This is a genomic window from Cupriavidus sp. HY129, from assembly GCF_059492215.1.
Map to the genome: position 1 here is coordinate 1,767,211 of NZ_CP083254.1, position 16,726 is coordinate 1,783,936.

General features: G+C 65.1%; 17 protein-coding genes. 7 read left to right on the plus strand and 10 right to left on the minus strand.

Annotation, left to right across the window (positions count from 1 at the left end; genetic code table 11):
- Window positions 1-3 precede the first annotated feature (3 nt).
- A complete protein-coding gene (locus K6G35_RS07970) occupies window positions 4-888 on the minus strand; it encodes a LysR family transcriptional regulator (protein WP_011516499.1) in 885 nt (294 codons plus the stop codon).
- Between the two features lie 136 nt (window positions 889-1,024).
- Between K6G35_RS07970 and argC the strand changes: the two genes are divergently transcribed.
- Window positions 1,025-1,954, plus strand: a complete 930-nt coding sequence (argC, locus tag K6G35_RS07975) for an N-acetyl-gamma-glutamyl-phosphate reductase (protein WP_008643923.1) — start codon at window positions 1,025-1,027, stop codon at window positions 1,952-1,954.
- A 141-nt stretch (window positions 1,955-2,095) separates the two neighbouring features.
- Here the strand turns inward: argC and K6G35_RS07980 are convergent, their stop codons facing one another.
- The 3 genes from K6G35_RS07980 to K6G35_RS07990 all read right to left on the minus strand — a co-directional run bounded on the left by K6G35_RS07980 (window position 2,096) and on the right by K6G35_RS07990 (window position 5,171).
- Window positions 2,096-3,088, minus strand: coding sequence for a Bug family tripartite tricarboxylate transporter substrate binding protein (locus K6G35_RS07980; RefSeq protein WP_035882393.1), 993 nt, complete (start codon window positions 3,086-3,088; stop codon window positions 2,096-2,098).
- Window positions 3,089-3,204: 116 nt separating this feature from the next.
- Window positions 3,205-4,632: an amidase gene (locus K6G35_RS07985; protein ID WP_495676314.1), complete on the minus strand. Its 1,428-nt coding sequence runs from the start codon at window positions 4,630-4,632 to the stop codon at window positions 3,205-3,207.
- Window positions 4,633-4,727: 95 nt separating this feature from the next.
- Window positions 4,728-5,171, minus strand: a complete 444-nt coding sequence (locus K6G35_RS07990) for a hypothetical protein (protein WP_035882391.1) — start codon at window positions 5,169-5,171, stop codon at window positions 4,728-4,730.
- A 245-nt stretch (window positions 5,172-5,416) separates the two neighbouring features.
- Here K6G35_RS07990 and K6G35_RS07995 point away from each other — a divergent pair, with 245 nt between their 5' ends.
- Window positions 5,417-5,962 (plus strand): GNAT family N-acetyltransferase, encoded by a 546-nt coding sequence (locus tag K6G35_RS07995; protein ID WP_495676315.1) that lies wholly within the window; start codon window positions 5,417-5,419, stop codon window positions 5,960-5,962.
- Between the two features lie 34 nt (window positions 5,963-5,996).
- Window positions 5,997-6,452 (plus strand): VOC family protein, encoded by a 456-nt coding sequence (locus tag K6G35_RS08000; protein WP_035882389.1) that lies wholly within the window; start codon window positions 5,997-5,999, stop codon window positions 6,450-6,452.
- On the opposite strand, the gene K6G35_RS08005 is transcribed toward K6G35_RS08000, so the two are convergent.
- The gene (locus K6G35_RS08005) at window positions 6,449-7,393 is read right to left on the minus strand and encodes a LysR substrate-binding domain-containing protein (RefSeq protein ID WP_035882388.1); all 945 of its coding nucleotides are present in this window, start codon (window positions 7,391-7,393) and stop codon (window positions 6,449-6,451) included. The two genes, K6G35_RS08000 and K6G35_RS08005, sit on opposite strands and share 4 nt — an antisense overlap.
- Window positions 7,394-7,621: 228 nt before the next feature.
- Between K6G35_RS08005 and K6G35_RS08010 the strand changes: the two genes are divergently transcribed.
- The gene (locus K6G35_RS08010; RefSeq protein WP_495676316.1) at window positions 7,622-8,902 is read left to right on the plus strand and encodes an FAD-binding oxidoreductase; all 1,281 of its coding nucleotides are present in this window, start codon (window positions 7,622-7,624) and stop codon (window positions 8,900-8,902) included.
- A gap of 26 nt (window positions 8,903-8,928) precedes the next feature.
- Here K6G35_RS08010 and ampC read toward each other — a convergent pair whose 3' ends face one another.
- Window positions 8,929-10,101, minus strand: a complete 1,173-nt coding sequence (gene ampC, locus K6G35_RS08015; RefSeq protein ID WP_495676317.1) for a class C beta-lactamase — start codon at window positions 10,099-10,101, stop codon at window positions 8,929-8,931.
- Between the two features lie 95 nt (window positions 10,102-10,196).
- Here ampC and K6G35_RS08020 point away from each other — a divergent pair, with 95 nt between their 5' ends.
- A complete protein-coding gene (locus K6G35_RS08020; protein WP_035882384.1) occupies window positions 10,197-11,927 on the plus strand; it encodes a Na/Pi cotransporter family protein in 1,731 nt (576 codons plus the stop codon).
- 32 nt (window positions 11,928-11,959) lie between these two features.
- Here the strand turns inward: K6G35_RS08020 and K6G35_RS08025 are convergent, their stop codons facing one another.
- Window positions 11,960-12,325 carry a glyoxalase superfamily protein gene (locus K6G35_RS08025; RefSeq protein WP_495676318.1) on the minus strand — a complete coding sequence of 122 codons (366 nt, stop codon included), beginning with the start codon at window positions 12,323-12,325 and terminating at the stop codon, window positions 11,960-11,962.
- 161 nt (window positions 12,326-12,486) lie between these two features.
- Here K6G35_RS08025 and K6G35_RS08030 point away from each other — a divergent pair, with 161 nt between their 5' ends.
- Both K6G35_RS08030 and K6G35_RS08035 read left to right on the plus strand, forming a co-directional pair.
- Entirely contained in the window at window positions 12,487-13,650 is a 1,164-nt protein-coding gene (locus tag K6G35_RS08030; RefSeq protein WP_495676319.1) for an AAA family ATPase, read from the plus strand.
- Between the two features lie 2 nt (window positions 13,651-13,652).
- Complete coding sequence (locus tag K6G35_RS08035; RefSeq protein WP_286880604.1) at window positions 13,653-14,249, plus strand: class I SAM-dependent methyltransferase; 597 nt, start codon at window positions 13,653-13,655, stop codon at window positions 14,247-14,249.
- 68 nt (window positions 14,250-14,317) lie between these two features.
- Here the strand turns inward: K6G35_RS08035 and catA are convergent, their stop codons facing one another.
- From catA to K6G35_RS08050, 3 genes are read right to left on the minus strand one after another with little or no spacing between them, the layout of a single operon-like run.
- On the minus strand, window positions 14,318-15,235 hold the full coding sequence (gene catA / locus K6G35_RS08040) for a catechol 1,2-dioxygenase (protein ID WP_495676320.1): 918 nt from the start codon (window positions 15,233-15,235) through the stop codon (window positions 14,318-14,320).
- Window positions 15,236-15,262: 27 nt separating this feature from the next.
- Window positions 15,263-16,333: an NADH:ubiquinone reductase (Na(+)-transporting) subunit F gene (locus K6G35_RS08045; protein WP_495676321.1), complete on the minus strand. Its 1,071-nt coding sequence runs from the start codon at window positions 16,331-16,333 to the stop codon at window positions 15,263-15,265.
- 20 nt (window positions 16,334-16,353) lie between these two features.
- Complete coding sequence (locus K6G35_RS08050; protein ID WP_495676322.1) at window positions 16,354-16,716, minus strand: phenol hydroxylase subunit P4; 363 nt, start codon at window positions 16,714-16,716, stop codon at window positions 16,354-16,356.
- Window positions 16,717-16,726 lie beyond the last annotated feature (10 nt).

The window sequence follows — 16,726 nt, forward strand, 5'->3', positions numbered from 1 at the left end:
CGTCTACGCCAAGCGCAGATCCCGCAACATATCAAGCACATGCTGCGTGGAACGCTCCACGTACCCCGCACGATGTGCAATACCGAGCCGACGCCACAACGCCGGGCGCAGCGGACGCATGACGATGCGCTTGTCGGGCGATGGCGCCGTCTCCTCAAGGGGTAGTAGCGAGGCGCCGTAGCCGGCCGCCACCAGACTCTTGATCGCGTCGTTGTAGTTGAGCTGAATGCGGGGCGCGGGATGATACCCCGCAGTCGCGAACCACTCCGTAGTCAGACGTGAAAGTCGCGTGGTCGCGTCATTGAGAATGAGAGGTTGGGCGGCGAGCCATTCAGGCGTGACGCGTGCTGGGCACTCCCAATGCGCCGGCAAGAAAGCCATCACGGGGTCGCGGCGCCAAGGCTTGATCACGAGCCCGGCTACCGGCGGCTGCGGCAGTGCAACCAGCCCAACGTCCAGCGTCCCATCCGCCAGTCGGGACAACGTTTCATGTGAAGTCAGCACCGCCACCTGTATGTCGATCGCGGGATGGTGCTGGCGCAGCCCTTCGAGCGCTTGCGGCAACAGGTGCGCGATCGCCCCCGTCGACGCACCGAGCCGCACCCGCCCTTCCAGCCCCTGCACCTGGCGTTGAATATCGTCCAGCGCCCGCTCCGCATCGGCCAGCAGCCGGCGTGCGCGCTCCACCAGCACCTCCCCTATTGCCGACGGCCTGACTTGTCCGCGCTTGCGCGACAGGAGTGGAGCGCCAATGCGGGCTTCGAGTTCGGCGATATGGAGGCTGACCGTTGGCGGCGCCAGATGCAACGCTCGCGCCGCATCGGCAAACGAGCCGCGGTCTGCAATGGCAACCAGAGTGCGCAAGCGGTCCAGGCTGATCTCTCGCATGTCGGCGTCCTGATTCAGAAAAATTGAATGTCTGTGTTATGAAATTCAACTTTCTCTATTGTAGCTATACACGGAATATAGGGGCTCGCTCTTCGTTCTACTGCCTCCAACCCAAAGTCAGCGGAGTATTTCACCCATGAGCTCTCCCATTGTTTTCATCGACGGCGACCAAGGCACCACCGGGTTGCTCATCCACGAACGGCTGCGTAACCGGACCGATATCAGACTGATCACGCTTGCTGCCACGGAGCGCAAGGATCTGCAGCGTCGCGCGGAAGCCATCAACGCCTGCGACATTGCCATCCTCTGCTTGCCGGATGCCGCCGCGCGCGAGGCTGTGGCCACGATTGTCAATCCTGCGGTTCGCGTCATCGACGCAAGCTCCGCGCACCGTACACAGCCGGACTGGACTTACGGGTTTCCTGAGATGGCGCCGGGTCAGGCTGAGAACATTGCGAACGCGCGCCGGGTCACCAATCCCGGCTGCTATCCGACCGGTGCGATTGGCCTGCTGCGTCCGTTGGTGCAGGCTGGGCTCATCCCGGGCGATTACCCCATCAGCATTCATGCGGTATCCGGCTACTCCGGACGGGGACGCGCCGGCGTGGAGGAATACGAGGGACCGGGAGCCGCCAGCGCGCCTTCCTACCAAGTATATGGCTTGGAACTCGCGCACAAGCACACGCCGGAGATCCAGCAGCACGCCGGGCTCGCGCAGTCTCCTATTTTCGTCCCCGCATACGGCGCGTTCCGCCAGGGCATCGTGCTGACTGTGCCGCTGGCGTTGCGGCTGCTGGCACCCGGCGTGGATGGCGCCACGCTACACGCCTGCCTCGCGCGGCACTATGCCGGGGCAGACCACGTGCAGGTCTTGCCACTGTCAGAATCGTCCGCCGTGAAGCACCTGGACCCGCAATTGCTGAATGGCACGAACGACATGCGCCTGAGCGTATTTCCTGGCACGGAGCACGGGCACGTTCTCCTGTCAGCCGTTTTCGACAACCTCGGCAAGGGCGCATCCGGCGCTGCGATTCAAAACCTGAACCTGATGCTCGCGTCGCGATAGTTGCCATTGGGCTGAAATGACAGACGGCCACGTCCAGATGCCAGCGCATGGTTGCGCGGATCTGTTCGTGGCCGTCATGCGCGGGACACAAGCAGGCAATGAATCGCCCCAGCGTTCATCGCCCCCTGGCAGTGGCCGGCATCAATCCTCGGCCACGAACCCGGTCGACTCGACGATCGGCTTCCATGCCGCGCGTTCTGTCTGGATGCGCTTGCGCGCCGCCTCGCCGGATTGGGCGTTCACCTCAAGTCCCAGCGTCTCCAGTTTGGCCGCGCTCGACGCATTGGTCGATGCGTGGAGGAACGCCTTTTCGAGCTTCGCCTGCTCTGCGGCGGGCGTGCCGGCGGGCACGAAGGCGCCGTACCAGCTGGTCGCGAATTCGTACTGGTTGATGCCCTGCTCCTTCATCGTCGGCACTTCCGGCAACGCCTTGGCACGTCGCGTGCCACTCACGCCAAGAAGCTGGATCTTGCCGCCCTTGTACAGCGACATCATGCTGGCCACCGCATCCCAGCCGATCGACACGTTGCCGCTGATCACGTCCACCAGCATTGGCGATGCGCCACGGTATGGCGTGGGCGTGATGGCCACGCCCGATGCCTTGCCCAGCGCCACCGTGCCAAGGTGGCCCGCGCTGCCGATCGTAGCCAGGCCGAGACTGGCCTTGGATGGATGCTGCTTCGCCCAGTCCAAGAATTCCTTCATGTTCTTGTACGGCTGCTGCACGCCGGCGGCCACGGCGGTCGGCACGTCGGTTAGCACTGCCACGGGCACGAGGTCCTTGTCGGCGTCGTAGCTGAGCTTCTTGTACGTAAGCGGGAAGATCGTGAACAGCGGCGACGGGCCGATGAAGATCGTCTTGCCATCGGGCTTCGACCGCTTGACGTAGTCGAGCGCCAGCCGGGCAGATGCGCCCGGACGGTTCTCCACGATCACTGTGCCTTGCCCGTCCTGACGCAGTTGCTCGGCGTAGATCCGGGCCAGACTGTCGGCGGCACCGCCCGGCGCGTAGCCAACGATGATGTGCATCGGCACATCGTCCGCAGCGGATGCCGGCGCGGCAACGATCATGAGCCCGCTGAACGCGGTGCCAAGCAGCCAAGTCAGGCGGCCGGGATGAAACTTGACGGTCATGAGGAATGTCCTGTGGTGAAAGCGGGAAGCCTGGGAAGGCGCAAGCAAAGGGTGGTGATGTCGGCGTCGATCTCGATATTGAGATCGGTATCGGCATCACGCGGCATCACGTGGTGTCACAGCGACGGCCACCGGTCCAGGAAGCCGTGGGCCGATTCGAACAACGCGGCGGAACGCAGAAGTTCCGCGTCGCGGCGGAACCGTCCAACCAGTTGCAGCCCGATCGGCAGATCGTCGCTGCCAAAGCCGCACGGCAGGCTGATCGCGGGATGGCCGGTCATGTTGAACGGCATCGTCCACGGAAACCAGTTCGCGCGCACGTTCTCGTGTACGTGTCCGTCGATCTCGATCGTGCCAAACAGATCCTGGTCGATCGGCAGCGCGGTGCGCATGATGGTCGGCATCGCCAGCAGGTCGGCGCGCTCGAGCAACGCCTGCACGCGCTGGAACAGCCGCGAACGGTCGAACATCGCCTGCTGGTACGCCACGCCACTGACTTGCGCGGCCGACTCCACTTGACGTACGAACGTTGCGCTTAGTTCGTCGCGATGACGCTCGACGATTTCGACAAAGCGCGTGCGCCAGACGGTGTGGTTGATCGCGCGCCAAAGCGGCTCGATATCGTTGAAGCCGTCGCCATCGAACGGCTCTAGCTCCGCGCCGAGCCCGGCTAGCGCTGCCAGCCCCTGCTCGAACGCGCGTGCCACATCCGCGGCCACTGGGCGGCCCGGCGGCGCCAGGCAATAGAGGATGCGCTTGCCACGCAGATCGCCCTGGGCGCGCGCGGCATCGACATAGTCGGCCTTCGGCATGCCGATCGACCACGGATCGCAGGCGTGCTCGCCCGCCATCGCCGCCATCATCAGGCCGGTATCGGCCACGGTGCGCGTGGTAGGGGTGACATAGGTCTGGTTGCCGTACAGGTCCTGCGCCTGGCTATGTGGAATCACACCGTTGCTTTGCTTGATGCCGACCACACCGTTACAGGCAGCCGGAATCCGCGTGGACCCACCGCCGTCGGTGGCGACAGCCAGTGGCGCGATGCCGCTGGCCACCGCCACGGCCGCACCGCCGCTGGAGCCGCCACTGGTCCGTTGCGCGCTCCACGCGTTACGTGTGCGCCCGAACAGCGGCGAATCGGTCAGGCACTTGGAGCCAAACTCCGGCGTGGTGGTCTTGCCGATCAGGATGGCGCCCTGTTCGCGCAGGCGGGCCACCGCGACGGCGTCCTGCTGCGGCACGTTGTCCCGCAACGGCGCCGCGCCGAAAGTCGTGCGCACGCCTTGCGTGTTGACGATGTCCTTGACCGTGAACGGCACGCCGTGGAGCAAGCCGAGTGGCTCGCCAGCCATGACCATTCGTTCTGCCTGGCGGGCCGATTCCATCGCCCGCTCGGCGTCGAGCGTGATAAAGCAGTTCAGTTCAGGTTGAAGGCGCTCCGCGCGCGCCAGGACTGCCGAGGTGATGTCTACCGGGGAGACACGTTTGTGCCGGATGGCGTCGGCCAACTCGGTGGCCGACAGAAAGCAGAGGGACTCGCTCATTGTTTCGTGTAAGGCAACGTCAAGAACTGCAGCAACTTCCACAGTCTGCCATGAGCGATGCGGCTGGAGAAGCCGGGTAACCCCGCTGGCGCGGCTCAGTGATGCATGGCACCCCCGCCATGGAAGCCGCCGCCCGGCGCGCCACCATGGAACCCGCCAGGCGCTCCACCGTGCACGAAGTGACCGCCCCGCACGATCACGCCGCGACTGGGAAAGAACACATGGTGCATGACGTGCGGACGATGATGGTGGTCGATGAAAATCACGCCGGCAAACCCCACATACGGCGTCCAGTACCACGGGTCGTAGTAATAGTCCCCGCCGCCATAGCCCACATCGCCGCTATCCACCATCTGCCACGTGCCATCGGGCTGCAGGCAAGCCACCCCCGCAATGGTCTGCATCACGCCGCCGATCTCGGCCTGCCCAACCACCTGCTGGCACATCGTCGACATGTCCTGCGCCCATGCGCCACCAACGCCACCGCCCAGGCCGAGTCCGGCGATTGCCGCTGCCACGGCCGCCAATCTCTTGCCCATGATCCTCACCCCGACTTCAGTGTCCCGACGTCACGACACGCGGTTGCGCATCCCGCGGCACATCGGTTTGCCTGCGAGACCTCGGCGGGACGTCATCGACAGCACGGCTCCCCGCATGATGTAAACCACCCCCAGAACCACTTTATTCCACGCCAGTCGATGTTTGTAGCCGGCCCGCCGGATTTGGATTCCCGACGCCGCTTGCCTACCATGAATCAGCCCAAATGGAACCGAGCCATCACCCTATGCAAGCCACGGCCCCAACGCTGCCAACCTGCGTAACCCTCCGAAACGGAAAGCAGGCGCTGATTCGAGCGATCCGTCCGCAGGACAAAGGCGGCATCCTGACGGCCTTCCATCGCCTCTCCGATGATTCGCGGTATACGCGGTTCATGGCGTCCATGCACGATCTGCCGGACGCGTTGCTGGAAACGGCTGTTCACCCTACGCCGGTCCGCGAATGCGCGCTGGTCGCCATGGCGGGGACGGAGGACAAGGGTGATCTGATTGGCGGCGCCCGTTTTACGATCGACCCGCACTCCGGATTCTGCGAATTCGCGGTGACGATCGTCGACGGCTGGCATGGTCTTGGCCTGGCGCGCCATCTTATGGGGATCCTGATCGCGACGGCGCGGGCTGCCGGATACCACACGATGATTGGCTACGTGCTGGCATCCAATACCGCGATGCGCGGCCTGGCGCATCGGCTGGGTTTCACGGACACGATGTGCCCCGACGACGCCACCTTGCGCGTGGTCTCCCTGGATCTCACCGCATCCCCCGCGCCCTGAAGCACCAACCAGCCAACCATCCAACCATCCGACCATGCATCCTCGCCTCACGCTTCTCACGCTGGGTGTCGGCAGTCTCGAACGGTCGCTGGCGTTCTATCGCGACGGTCTGGGCTGGCCGACCCAGGGCATCGTCGGCACCGAGTTCGAGCATGGCGCCGTGGTCTTCTTCGATCTGGAGTCAGGACTGCGGCTGGCGCTCTATCCGCGCGAATTCCTGGCCAAGGATGCCGCAACCGATACGCCCCTGGGCATCCCGTCGATCTCGCTGGGTCACAATGTCCGCTCCCGGGCTGAAGTCGACGCCGTCATCGAGCAGGCACGCCGCGCCGGGGCCATCATCCTCAAACCCCCGGTCGATACCTTCTGGGGTGGCTATGCCGGCTACTTCCAGGACCCCGACGGCTATATGTGGGAGGTCGCCTGGAACCCGGACCTGATGCCACCCGAGATGCCGCCCGGGATGCCGCCCGGGATGCCACCCAACTAGGCCGGATGTTCACCCACCGGCGTCCCGGCCGTCGACAGCAGCCAGCCTGCAAAGCATTCCACTACTGCCAGATCCGGATGGCCGGCGGCATGGGCCACGTAGAAGCCGAAGCCGGGCAACCCCAGCGCGTGCGCCTTGCGCAACGCCCCGCTGCGCAGCAGGCCGTCCACCACCACGTTGCTGCATAGCGCCACGCCCTGGCCGGCCACTACCGCGTCGATGGCGTGCAGTTCCTCGCGAAAACTCAGGTCATGGCGGGCACGCCGAGCCGACGAGTCGCCTGCGGCGAGACCCGCAGCCGCGAACCACTGCGTCCAGGTCGGGGCGTGCGGGTCGCCGCTGCTCCACTCGTAGTGGATCAGGGGGATATGCGTGAGATCGCCGATATCGAATGTCGCCTGCCCTTCCCGCCCCGCCCTCGCCAGCAGCACCGGGCTGGCCACGGCGAAGAAGGTATCGCGCGCGAACTCCGTGCTGACCAGCCCCTTGGGCGCGCAACGCGCGTAGCGAATGGCGACGTCAGCCTCGCCCGCAGCCAGGTCCAGGACGCGGTCCGTGCCGATGATCTCCAGCGGCCACTCGGGATGCAGCCCCTGCCAGGCCGGAAGGCGCGGAACCAGCCAGCGGCTCGCGAAAGCGTTCGGACTGGTCACGCGCAGCGGGCGTGCCGCACCGGGCTGCCCAACGGTCGCCACGGCCTCGGCAAACAGCGCGAAACCGCTGCGCAGCGCCGGATAGAGCCCCTCCCCCGCCACGGTCAGCCGGAGCGGACGCGGGCGTCGCTGGAGCAACGCCTTGCCGCAGATCTGCTCGAGCATCCGGATCTGATGGCTGATGGCGGTCGGCGTCACGTTCAGCTCCGCCGCTGCGGCCTTGAAGCTGCGGTGACGCGCAACCGCCTCGAATGCCTGCAATGCGCGCAGGGGCGGCAGTTTTTGCATGGGTCCAGTCTAGGTGAGCTTTTCTCATCTACAAGCTGAGATCTTTGCCTTTGCACCCGGCAGCCGCGCGCACCACCATGGTCTCGGGGGGGCGTGACCAACTTGGGGGGGGGCGTGATGCGATCAGATCGGCAAGAGGCATCCGGGGACGGCGGCAATCCAGGGTTCGAGGCGTTCCGGCAGACGTTGCGTGGCCAACTCGTCCAGCGCGGGGATCCTGACTACGACGTGGCGCGCAAAGTCTGGAATGGCGCGATCGACAAACACCCCGCGTTGGTCGTCTACTGCACCGACGCCACCGACGTGGCGGGGGCCATACGGTTCGCCCGGGCCACCGGCCTGACCATCGCGGTCCGCAGCGGGGGGCACAATCTCGCCGGACTTTCCACGTGTGACAACGGCATCGTCATTGATCTGTCGCGTATGAAGCGCATCGACGTGGATGTCGCACGCCGCCGCGCCCGCGCGGAGGCAGGGCTCAATCTCGGTGAGTTCGACCAGGCAACGCTGCGGCATGGCCTGGCCACGACGATGGGGGTCAATAGCGATACGGGTATCGCCGGGCTGACGCTGGGGGGCGGGTTCGGCAAGCTGGGCCGCAAGTACGGGCTGAGTTGCGACAACCTGGAGGCCGTGGAAATCGTCACCGCCGACGGGGAACGGCTGCACGCCAGCACGACCGAGCACCCGGACCTGTTCTGGGCGATACGCGGCGGCGGGGGCAATTTCGGCGTCGTCACGGCGTTCCATTTCCGTCTGCATCCGATTCCCGCCAGATTGCCAGTATGCGCCGTGGCCTACCCGTGGGATCAGGCTCGGGAGGCGATGCTGCACTACGACGCTTTCGCCCGCGCCGCCCCGGATGACGTTGCGGCCGACGCCGCGCTTGTGACCCAGCCTTCGGGCGAGCGGTGTCTCAGCATCTCGGCGTGCCATGTCGGGCGAGATGGCACCGAAGAGGCAAGGCAGGCAGCGCTGCGCCCGCTGGTCGAGTTCGGCAATCCGGTCGACGCCCAACTCGACTTCATTCCGTATTTACAAATGCAGTCGGCCAGCGATGCGCTGTTCCCGCGCGGCCGGCGGTATTACTGGAAGGCCCAGTTCCTCCGCCAGATTCGCGCGGAGGCGGTCGACGCTCTCCTCGCTGCCTATGCCCTAGCGCCCTCGCCGGGCTGCCTGGTGGTGTTCCAGCAGGTCGGCGGCGCCATCGCCCGCTTACCTGACGAGGCCACCGCATACGGAAACCGGTCGGCGGACTTCGACTGCTTCCCGCTGGCCATCTGGGATGACCCGGCCGACGACGACAAACACCGGGAATGGGCGCGCGACCTGTGGGAAGCGGTCCAACCGTACTCGACGGGCGGGGTGTACGCCAACAACCTCGGCGCGGAAGGCGCCCAACGCACCCGCGCCGCGTATGGCGTCAACCATCCGCGGCTGGTTGCCGTGAAGCGCCAATACGATCCTGACAACGTCTTCAGGCTGAATCAGAACATCGACCCGGCTTGATCCCGACCCGATGCCGGTGCCGGGGCCTACTGCGCGTCCAGCGCCTTCAGGATCTGGTACGCCGCCCGCACGCGCTCCGGGATCGGCAGATTGCTGTTCGCCAGCATTACCACGCCGATCTGACGAGCCGGGACGAACACCACATAGGCGCCGAAGCCGTTGGTGGAGCCAGTCTTATTAATCAGCACGTCGGCCCTGGGCGGCTGCGGCGGCGCCAGCCGTGCGACTTCCTTCGGCTCCAGCATCCCGGCGGCGTTGCCCGTCAGCAGATCCTCAAGCGAGGTTGGCCAGGCGTACATTTCCCAGCCCAGGCCCTGGGTCATGGGGCCAACGCGGAAGTAGCCGGTGTGCGTACCGGTAACCGCCCGCTGCAACGTCTGCTCCAAGCGCGCGCCATCCATATTGGCTTCGACGAACCGGATCATGTCAGCCGCCGTGGTCTTCACGCCATAGGCTTCCGAGTCGAACATGCCGGGGTTCACCCGGATCGGCTTGCCGTCCTTGTAGCCATAGGCATAGTCGCCCATGCGGGACTGCGGCACCCGGATGAATGAGTGCTTCAGGCCCAGGCCCGGAAAGATGCGGTGCTCCATCAGGTTATCGAACGGCTCGCCCAGGCTCCGCGCGGCCAGATAGCCGAACAGGCCGATGCTCGGGTTCGAGTACTGCCGATGCGTGCCAGCCGCGTACGTCGGCTTCCAATCCTTGAAGTAGGCCAGCATCTGGGCGGAGGTGGTCACCGCATCGGGGAACTGCAACGGCAGCCCGCCTGCCGTGTACGTCCCGAGTTCCAGCAGGCTGATCGCATCGAGGCTGCTACCCGCCAGTCCGGGCAGGTACTGGCTAGCCTTGTCCGAGAACGATATGGCGCCACGCTGCGCCGCGTACGAAGCCAGCGTCGCCGTAAACGTCTTGCTGACCGACCCGATCTCGAACAGCGTGTGTTCGGTGACCGGGGTGGCGTCTGCCTTCGATGCCAGGCCGAAGTTGAAGACCTGGGACTTGCCGCGGACTGTTACAGCCACGGCCATGCCGGGTACCTCGTACTGCGCCATGACGGGTCGGACGGTATCTGCCACCAGCCGTGCCAGACGATCCTCCGCGACGGGCACGCCGTCACCCGCGGCATGGGCGCTGGCCGTGCAAAGCGCCAAGGCGGCGGTAACGGTTCGAAGGCGGGAGAACGCGAAAATTTTCATGGTGAAGGCAAAAAAACAATGGCGTGAAATGGTATCGGAAACTCGTACAATGGCACGGTCGCTGGCTTGCGTCGACCCATTGCCCAAAGCTGCCCATGCTCAATGGTTTGAATCTGAATCTGATCGAGATCACTGGCCTGCTCGTCGGCGGCCTGGCCCTGTTCCTGTTCGGTCTGGATCTGATGACCCGTGGTCTCAAGGCGATTGCCGGCGCGCGGCTGCAATCGCTGCTGGGCACCCTGACCGCCAACCGCTTTCGCGGCGTGCTGGCCGGCGCGGGCATCACAGCCCTGCTGAACTCCTCTACGATCACCACGGTACTGCTGGTGGGCTTTGTCTCCGCCGGGCTGATGACGCTTCAGCAATCGATCCCGGTGATCATGGGTGCCAATATTGGCTCGACGCTGACCGCGCAGATCATCGCTTTCAACATTTCGGCGATCACGCCATTCATGCTGGCTGGCGGCTTCCTGCTGCAAGGCTTCGCCAAGCGCGAGCTGCTGCAGCAGCTTGGCGGCGTGGTACTCGGGCTCGGCCTGCTGTTCCTCGGTATCGAATTCATGGGCGATGCCACGCGCCCGCTGCGTAATTTCCAGCCGTTCATCACGGCGATGCAGGAAATGCGCAATCCGTGGATCGGCATTCTGATCGGCGCGGTCTTCACGGCCGTCGTGCAAAGCTCGGCGGCCACGCTGGCCATCGTCATCGCGCTGGGTAGCCAGGGCCTGATTCCGCTCGAATCGGGCATTGCGCTGATCCTGGGCGCCAACGTGGGCACTTGCGGCACGGCGCTGCTCGCGTCGATCGGCAAATCGGCCGAGGCGGCCCAGGTGGGCATCGTCCATCTGCTGTTCAACGTGCTCGGCGTGCTGTTCCTCGTCTTTATCATCCCGCAGTTCGCGGACTTCATCCGCGAAATCTCTCCGTCCTCGCCGGAGTTGACCGGCGCCGCCCGCCTGGCCGCCGAAACCCCGCGACAGGCCGCCAACGCCCATACCGTATTTAGCGTGTTAAGCACCGCCGTGCTGATCTGGTTCACCGGACCCATCGGCAAGCTCGCCCAACGGCTGGCGCCACCGGCGCGTGAAGGCTGGCAAGACCCTGGCCTGCCGCGATTCCTGGACGACACGCTGGCCGGGATGCCGGCGCTGGCCATCCCCCGTGTGCAGCTTGAACTGGTATCGCTGGGCAAGCAGGTCCAGGAACTGGTCGAACACAGCGCCGCGCTGGTCGTGGAAGGCGATTCGCAGGAGCTTGTCACGCTGACTGACCAGGACAAAGCTGCCGATTCGCTGAGCACGGCCATCCTGACCTATATCGGACACCTGTCGGACGCGGTTCACAACGATGATGAAGGCCATCAGCTTGTGGATCTGGCGCGGATCGCCACGTGCCTCGACGCCATTCGCGAGGTTGCCACCACCAGCATGCTGGCGCTGAGCCAACGACGGCTTTCGCATGGCGCGGATGCGGCATCGCTACGTAACCCGGAGTCGGCAGGCTTTGCGGCGATGGTGTCCGAATACCTGGCGCTGGCGGTGGAGACGATCGCGCATCCGGACACCGAAGTCGCCACGCGCATCGTCAATGCCAAGCCGGAAATCGAAGCGCAGGCCGGCGTCGCGCGGCAGGCCATCATGAGCGCCCTGCCGTTGCGGAGCGCCGTGGACGCGATCAACTTCCGGCTTGCCAACGACATGATCGAACAGCTCAATGAAGTGGCACGGCTGTCGCGGGCCATCGCCAAGGCGAGCGGGACACTGAACGAAGTGAAAATGTCCGACACACCTCCCGAGCCGGCTGCCGTCGGCGCGGCTGTGGCCTAGTCCCTGGCCTGATCCGTGACCTGATCCCGGTCTTAATCCTTGGTGAACTCGCAGAACCGCAGGCGGTTGCCGAACGGGTCGGCCACCTGCATTTCGCGGCCCCAGCCCACTACCTCCACGCCGGGCCGGGCGTATCCATACTGTTTGGCGATCAGTTCGCGCTGGAGCGCGTCGATGTCCTCTACCGGAATGAATACAGCGGACCCAGGCGTTGCATCACCATGATGCTCGCTGAGGTGCAGGGTCAGCCCGGAGCGCCTGACCTGCATGTAAAGCGGAAGATCCGGCTCGAAGCGGTGCTCCCAGTCGACCTGGAAGCCAAGGAAGTCGAGGTAGAACTCCCTGGCTTTCTCGACCGAGAAGATCCGGAGAATGGGAATGGCTGGCGAAAGTACCATGGGAGGCGCTCCATGCCGATACATTGGCGTAGCAGAGAAAGTGGCAATCATGCCACTTTCCATCGCTTTTGCACGCCGGCCTGCCGACTTTTACTGTAGTTTATGAAATACGTATAATTATTCCATCTGAATAATTCACGCTAATTCACATCACGCGCCCGATGAGCAACATCTACCAACGGCCGGAACTCGCCAAACAGATGGCCAGGCAACTCCTGCAACCCGGGGTACTGGACGAGGGCCTGCGCTCGGGCCTGTTCCTTTCCGGCCTGCGCCGCACGGGCAAGACCACGTTTTTAATCAACGACCTGATTCCCGCGCTCGAAGACCTTGGCGTGATCGTGATCTATGTGGACCTGTGGAGCGACACGCAGCGCAGCCCCGCCCGGCTGATCCTGGAAGCCGTCAAGAAAACACTGACCGAGCTGGAGTCCCCGTCTTCCACGATCCTTCGCAAGCTCAAGCGTCTGGCCAGTGCCGACATCGCCGCCTTCGGCTTCAAGTTCAGCTTCAAGCTCGACACCCTCGGCGAGGCTGGCGGCGCGACGCTGGCCCAGGCGCTGAAAGAAGTCGTCGATCAGGCCGGCGCCGATGTCGTGCTGATCGTCGACGAAGTGCAGCACGCCATCACCTCGGACGAAGGCAATCAAATGCTGCTGGCGCTCAAGGCCGCACGGGATGCCATCAATCCCCGCCCCGACACCACAGGGCATTTCCTGTTCGTGGGAACCGGCTCGCATCGCGCGCTGGTGGGCGAACTGACCGCGCGGCGCAACCAGGCTTTCGCCGGCGCCACGTCCGTCGCCTACCCGGTGCTCGACCAGGAATATATCGACTATCTGCTGGCGCGCCTGTCCTCCGAGGGCTTTACGGCCCTGCCCTCGCGCGATGTCGCCATCAAGGCGTTCCAGGCGCTTGGCCATCGGCCCGAGGAGATGATCCGGGCGTTGCGGCAATTGCATTTCCACCTGCCAGCGGACAGCAACCCCGACGAGCACCTGCCGACCATCGCCAACACGCTGCGTTCGGCGGCTGCCGACGTGGAACTGATGAAGCTCGAACAACTTGGCGGCCTGGCAACCGCGATCTTCGACCGCATTGCCACCACGCAAGGCGACGCACGGGGTTTGTTCTCGGCCGACGCGGCCGCGGCGTACTCCTTGGCCATAGGCCGGGAAGTGAAGGTCGAGGAAGCACAGCCGGTGGTCAACGAACTGATGGCAAGCAACCTGATCATGCGCAAAGGGCACGGCCTGTACGGCATCACCGACCCGTTCGTGCAGGAGATGTGGCGCGAACGGAAGTCGCTTGAAGGAAAACTCTGACCATGCCCAAGACAAGCACGGCCGGCTATGGCGAGCAGGCCAGCACCCTCGTCGTCCAGTACGAAAGCATCACGTTCGAGGATGTCCATCGCGACGTGCTCCACCTGTTGCCGGCGCCGCCGGCCCGGATTGTCGATGTCGGCGCGGGCACCGGGCGCGATGCCGCCGCCCTGGCACGGCGCGGCCATCACGTCGTGGCGGTGGAACCGACCGCAGAACTACGCGAGGCTGGCCGCAAGCTGCACGCGGATGTGGATATCGACTGGCTCGACGACGCCCTGCCCGCGCTGGCCAGGCTGCGCGAACGGCCGACGCGCTTTGACGTGATCATGCTGACCGCCGTGTGGATGCACCTCGATGCCGACGAACGCGCCCAGGCAATGGGTGCCGTCGACGCGCTGCTGGCCGGCCACGGCCTGGTGTTCCTGTCCCTGCGACACGGCCCGGTGCCGGCCGGCCGGCGCATGTTCGACGTATCGGCCGCCGAGACCATCGCACTGGCGGAGCCATATGGCCTGCGCAGCGCGCATTGCAGCCAGCGCAGCGGCCTGATGGATCGCACCGACGTGCATTGGACCAATCTGGTCCTGCAACGCTAAAGCCAGAGCGCGGCGAGGGCCGCCCCGAAACCCGGGTATCCAGGCCGACCCTCTCCAGACAACGACGCTCAGGCCTCCACCGATGCCCGCTGTCGCGCGACCTCGGCCTGCGGAGCATCTGCCTGGTCCGCGTGAAGCGTGAAGTCGAAGCGGATCGACGCAAACGGCTTGTCCACGCCAAGCGCGGCCATTGCCGCCGCATCGCTCACGCGCGTGATCGGCGGTACCAACCCTTCGCGCGTGGCAAAAGCGAAGTCATCCCACAGGTACGGATCGCCATCGATGTTGATCTGCGTGGTCAGCTTGCGATGGCCCGGTGCCGAGACGAAGAAATGGATATGCGCCGGGCGGGTGCCGTGGCGGTCGAGCTGCTTGAGCAGACGGTCCGTTGCCCCATTCGGCGGCACGCTGTAGCCCACCGGCATGATGCTGCGGAAGCGGTAGCGGCCCTCGCCATCGGTCACGATACTGCGACGCAGATTGAACGCGCTCTGCGTCGGGTCGAAGTACGAGTAGTTGCCGAGTGCATTGGCGTGCCAGACCTCGACCACGGCATTGGCCAGCGGCTGCCCCGCGCCGTCCTTGACCTGTCCTTCCATCACCAGCACTTCGCCCTCGCCCGTACCGTCGTCCAGGCGCGCCTCGCCCTGCGCCACCGGCGCGCCTGCCACGTAGAGCGGGCCTTCGATCGTGCGGGGCGTGCCACCGGCAATGCCTGCCTGGCTTTCGGCCTCGTCCATGCGCAGGTCCAGAAAGTGATCGAACCCGAGCCCCGGCGCGATCAGGCCCAGCTCGCCCGAGCGACCGGCTTCTGCCAGAAAATTGAGGCCGGACCAGAATTCCTCGGGCTGGATATCCAGGTCCTCGATCATGTGGAACAGGTCGCGCACCATCCGATGCACGATGGCCGCGATGCGCGGATTGGCGTGCTGGCCGGTGGCTTCCTCGATGCGGTTCAGTACGGTGTCGATCTGGATCGTGTCCATGGTTGTCTCCTTTGTGGTGGGAATGCTTCAGAGTGAGCGGAACAGCGGACTGCGGGTGGCCTGGCTGGCGTCTGCCGCCGACAGGAACTTCTCGGTGAAGATGTCTTTCTCGAACAAGCGCCCCTGCATCAGCGCGGCGATGCACGACTCGATCATCGGCGGTGGCCCGCACAGATAGGCCCTCCAGCCACGGAAGTCGTAGCCGAAATGACTCCCGGCGGCCTCGTGCACGTAACCGCGCTCGCCGGCCCATGCACTGCCTTGCGCCTCGGCCGACAGCACGGGCACATAGATGAAGTTGTCGTGCCGGGTGGCCAGCGCTTCGAAGGCCTCGCGGTAATACAGTTCGTCAGCGGTCCGTGCGCCATGCACGAGCACGATCTGGCGCTGGTCGCCGGACTCCAGCAGGTCGAGGATCATCGAACGCGGGCTCGACAATCCCGACCCTCCCGCCATGAACACCAGCGGGCGCGGATCGCTCCTGCGCACGAAGAAGCGCCCGAGCGGCCCCGATAGCTGCAGACGCTCGCCCACGGCAAGTTGCTCGTGCACGTAGGTCGTGGCGCTACCGCCCGGCACCAGCCGGATATTCAGTTCGATCTCGTCCGCCGATGGCGCCGACGCGATCGAGAACGCGCGCGGCGTGGCTTCCTTGCCGATCCATACGTTGACGTACTGGCCCGGCTGGAAGCGCAGCGCATCGCCCCCTTCCACACCCTCTACCCGCAGGAACACGCCCTTGATGGTGGGCGTCAACGCTTCGATGCGCGTGACTTCGGCGGTGAAGTCCATCAGCGGCAGGAACTGCGCGTCGGGCTCGGGATCGATGTCGGCCTCGATCGTCAGGTCGGACATCGGCGTGGCGCAGCAGGCCAGGCACTTGGCCTCCTCCCGCTCGAAGTCCATCAGCGCGAACGGCGATGCTTCGCCGTGTTCGATCTCGCCGTCCACCGTCTGCACCTTGCAGGTCCCGCACAGACCATGCCCGCAGGCATGGGGCAGCCACACGCCGGCGCGCAGGCAGGCGTCAAGCACGGTCTGTCCTTCGGCGATGTCGATGGTCTGGCCGAGCGGTTCGATGGTGAGCTGATAGGTCATGGCAACCTCCTGCAGCAAGTTCAGTTGGCCGAGCCGGCGATGCCCGGCAGGCCGGGGGTACGCAGGCGCAGCAGCGACTTGTGGCCAAGCCCGTTGTCGACCAGGCTTGCGGCCGCATCCGGCGTGAATGGCGTATCGCCGCGCAACCACTGCACCTGCGCCCAGTCGATCCGGGCGCCTTCCGGGTGGGCGCCCAGCAGCGGCGCGATGACGTCGGAGACCAACGCGCCGAACGGCATGTCGGGCGGCAACGGCAGCGTGAACGGGCTGCAGAACAGCCGGTGCTGGTCCCATCCAAAGTACACAAGCTGGTTGCCGTGGAAGTTTTCGATCCGGTCGCGGACCTCGCCGGTGTAGCCCGGTTCCAATGCGATGACTGGCATGATCTGGTCT

Bases quoted from the DNA above. Each gene is read 5' to 3' on its own strand.
- K6G35_RS07970 (WP_011516499.1), bottom strand. From the start codon at position 888: ATGCGAGAGATCAGCCTGGACCGCTTGCGCACTCTGGTTGCCATTGCA.
- argC (WP_008643923.1), top strand. From the start codon at position 1,025: ATGAGCTCTCCCATTGTTTTCATCGACGGCGACCAAGGCACCACCGGG.
- K6G35_RS07980 (WP_035882393.1), bottom strand. From the start codon at position 3,088: ATGACCGTCAAGTTTCATCCCGGCCGCCTGACTTGGCTGCTTGGCACC.
- K6G35_RS07985 (WP_495676314.1), bottom strand. From the start codon at position 4,632: ATGAGCGAGTCCCTCTGCTTTCTGTCGGCCACCGAGTTGGCCGACGCC.
- K6G35_RS07990 (WP_035882391.1), bottom strand. From the start codon at position 5,171: ATGGGCAAGAGATTGGCGGCCGTGGCAGCGGCAATCGCCGGACTCGGC.
- K6G35_RS07995 (WP_495676315.1), top strand. From the start codon at position 5,417: ATGCAAGCCACGGCCCCAACGCTGCCAACCTGCGTAACCCTCCGAAAC.
- K6G35_RS08000 (WP_035882389.1), top strand. From the start codon at position 5,997: ATGCATCCTCGCCTCACGCTTCTCACGCTGGGTGTCGGCAGTCTCGAA.
- K6G35_RS08005 (WP_035882388.1), bottom strand. From the start codon at position 7,393: ATGCAAAAACTGCCGCCCCTGCGCGCATTGCAGGCATTCGAGGCGGTT.
- ampC (WP_495676317.1), bottom strand. From the start codon at position 10,101: ATGAAAATTTTCGCGTTCTCCCGCCTTCGAACCGTTACCGCCGCCTTG.
- K6G35_RS08020 (WP_035882384.1), top strand. From the start codon at position 10,197: ATGCTCAATGGTTTGAATCTGAATCTGATCGAGATCACTGGCCTGCTC.
- K6G35_RS08025 (WP_495676318.1), bottom strand. From the start codon at position 12,325: ATGGTACTTTCGCCAGCCATTCCCATTCTCCGGATCTTCTCGGTCGAG.
- K6G35_RS08030 (WP_495676319.1), top strand. From the start codon at position 12,487: ATGAGCAACATCTACCAACGGCCGGAACTCGCCAAACAGATGGCCAGG.
- K6G35_RS08035 (WP_286880604.1), top strand. From the start codon at position 13,653: ATGCCCAAGACAAGCACGGCCGGCTATGGCGAGCAGGCCAGCACCCTC.
- catA (WP_495676320.1), bottom strand. From the start codon at position 15,235: ATGGACACGATCCAGATCGACACCGTACTGAACCGCATCGAGGAAGCC.
- K6G35_RS08045 (WP_495676321.1), bottom strand. From the start codon at position 16,333: ATGACCTATCAGCTCACCATCGAACCGCTCGGCCAGACCATCGACATC.
- K6G35_RS08050 (WP_495676322.1), bottom strand. From the start codon at position 16,716: ATGCCAGTCATCGCATTGGAACCGGGCTACACCGGCGAGGTCCGCGAC.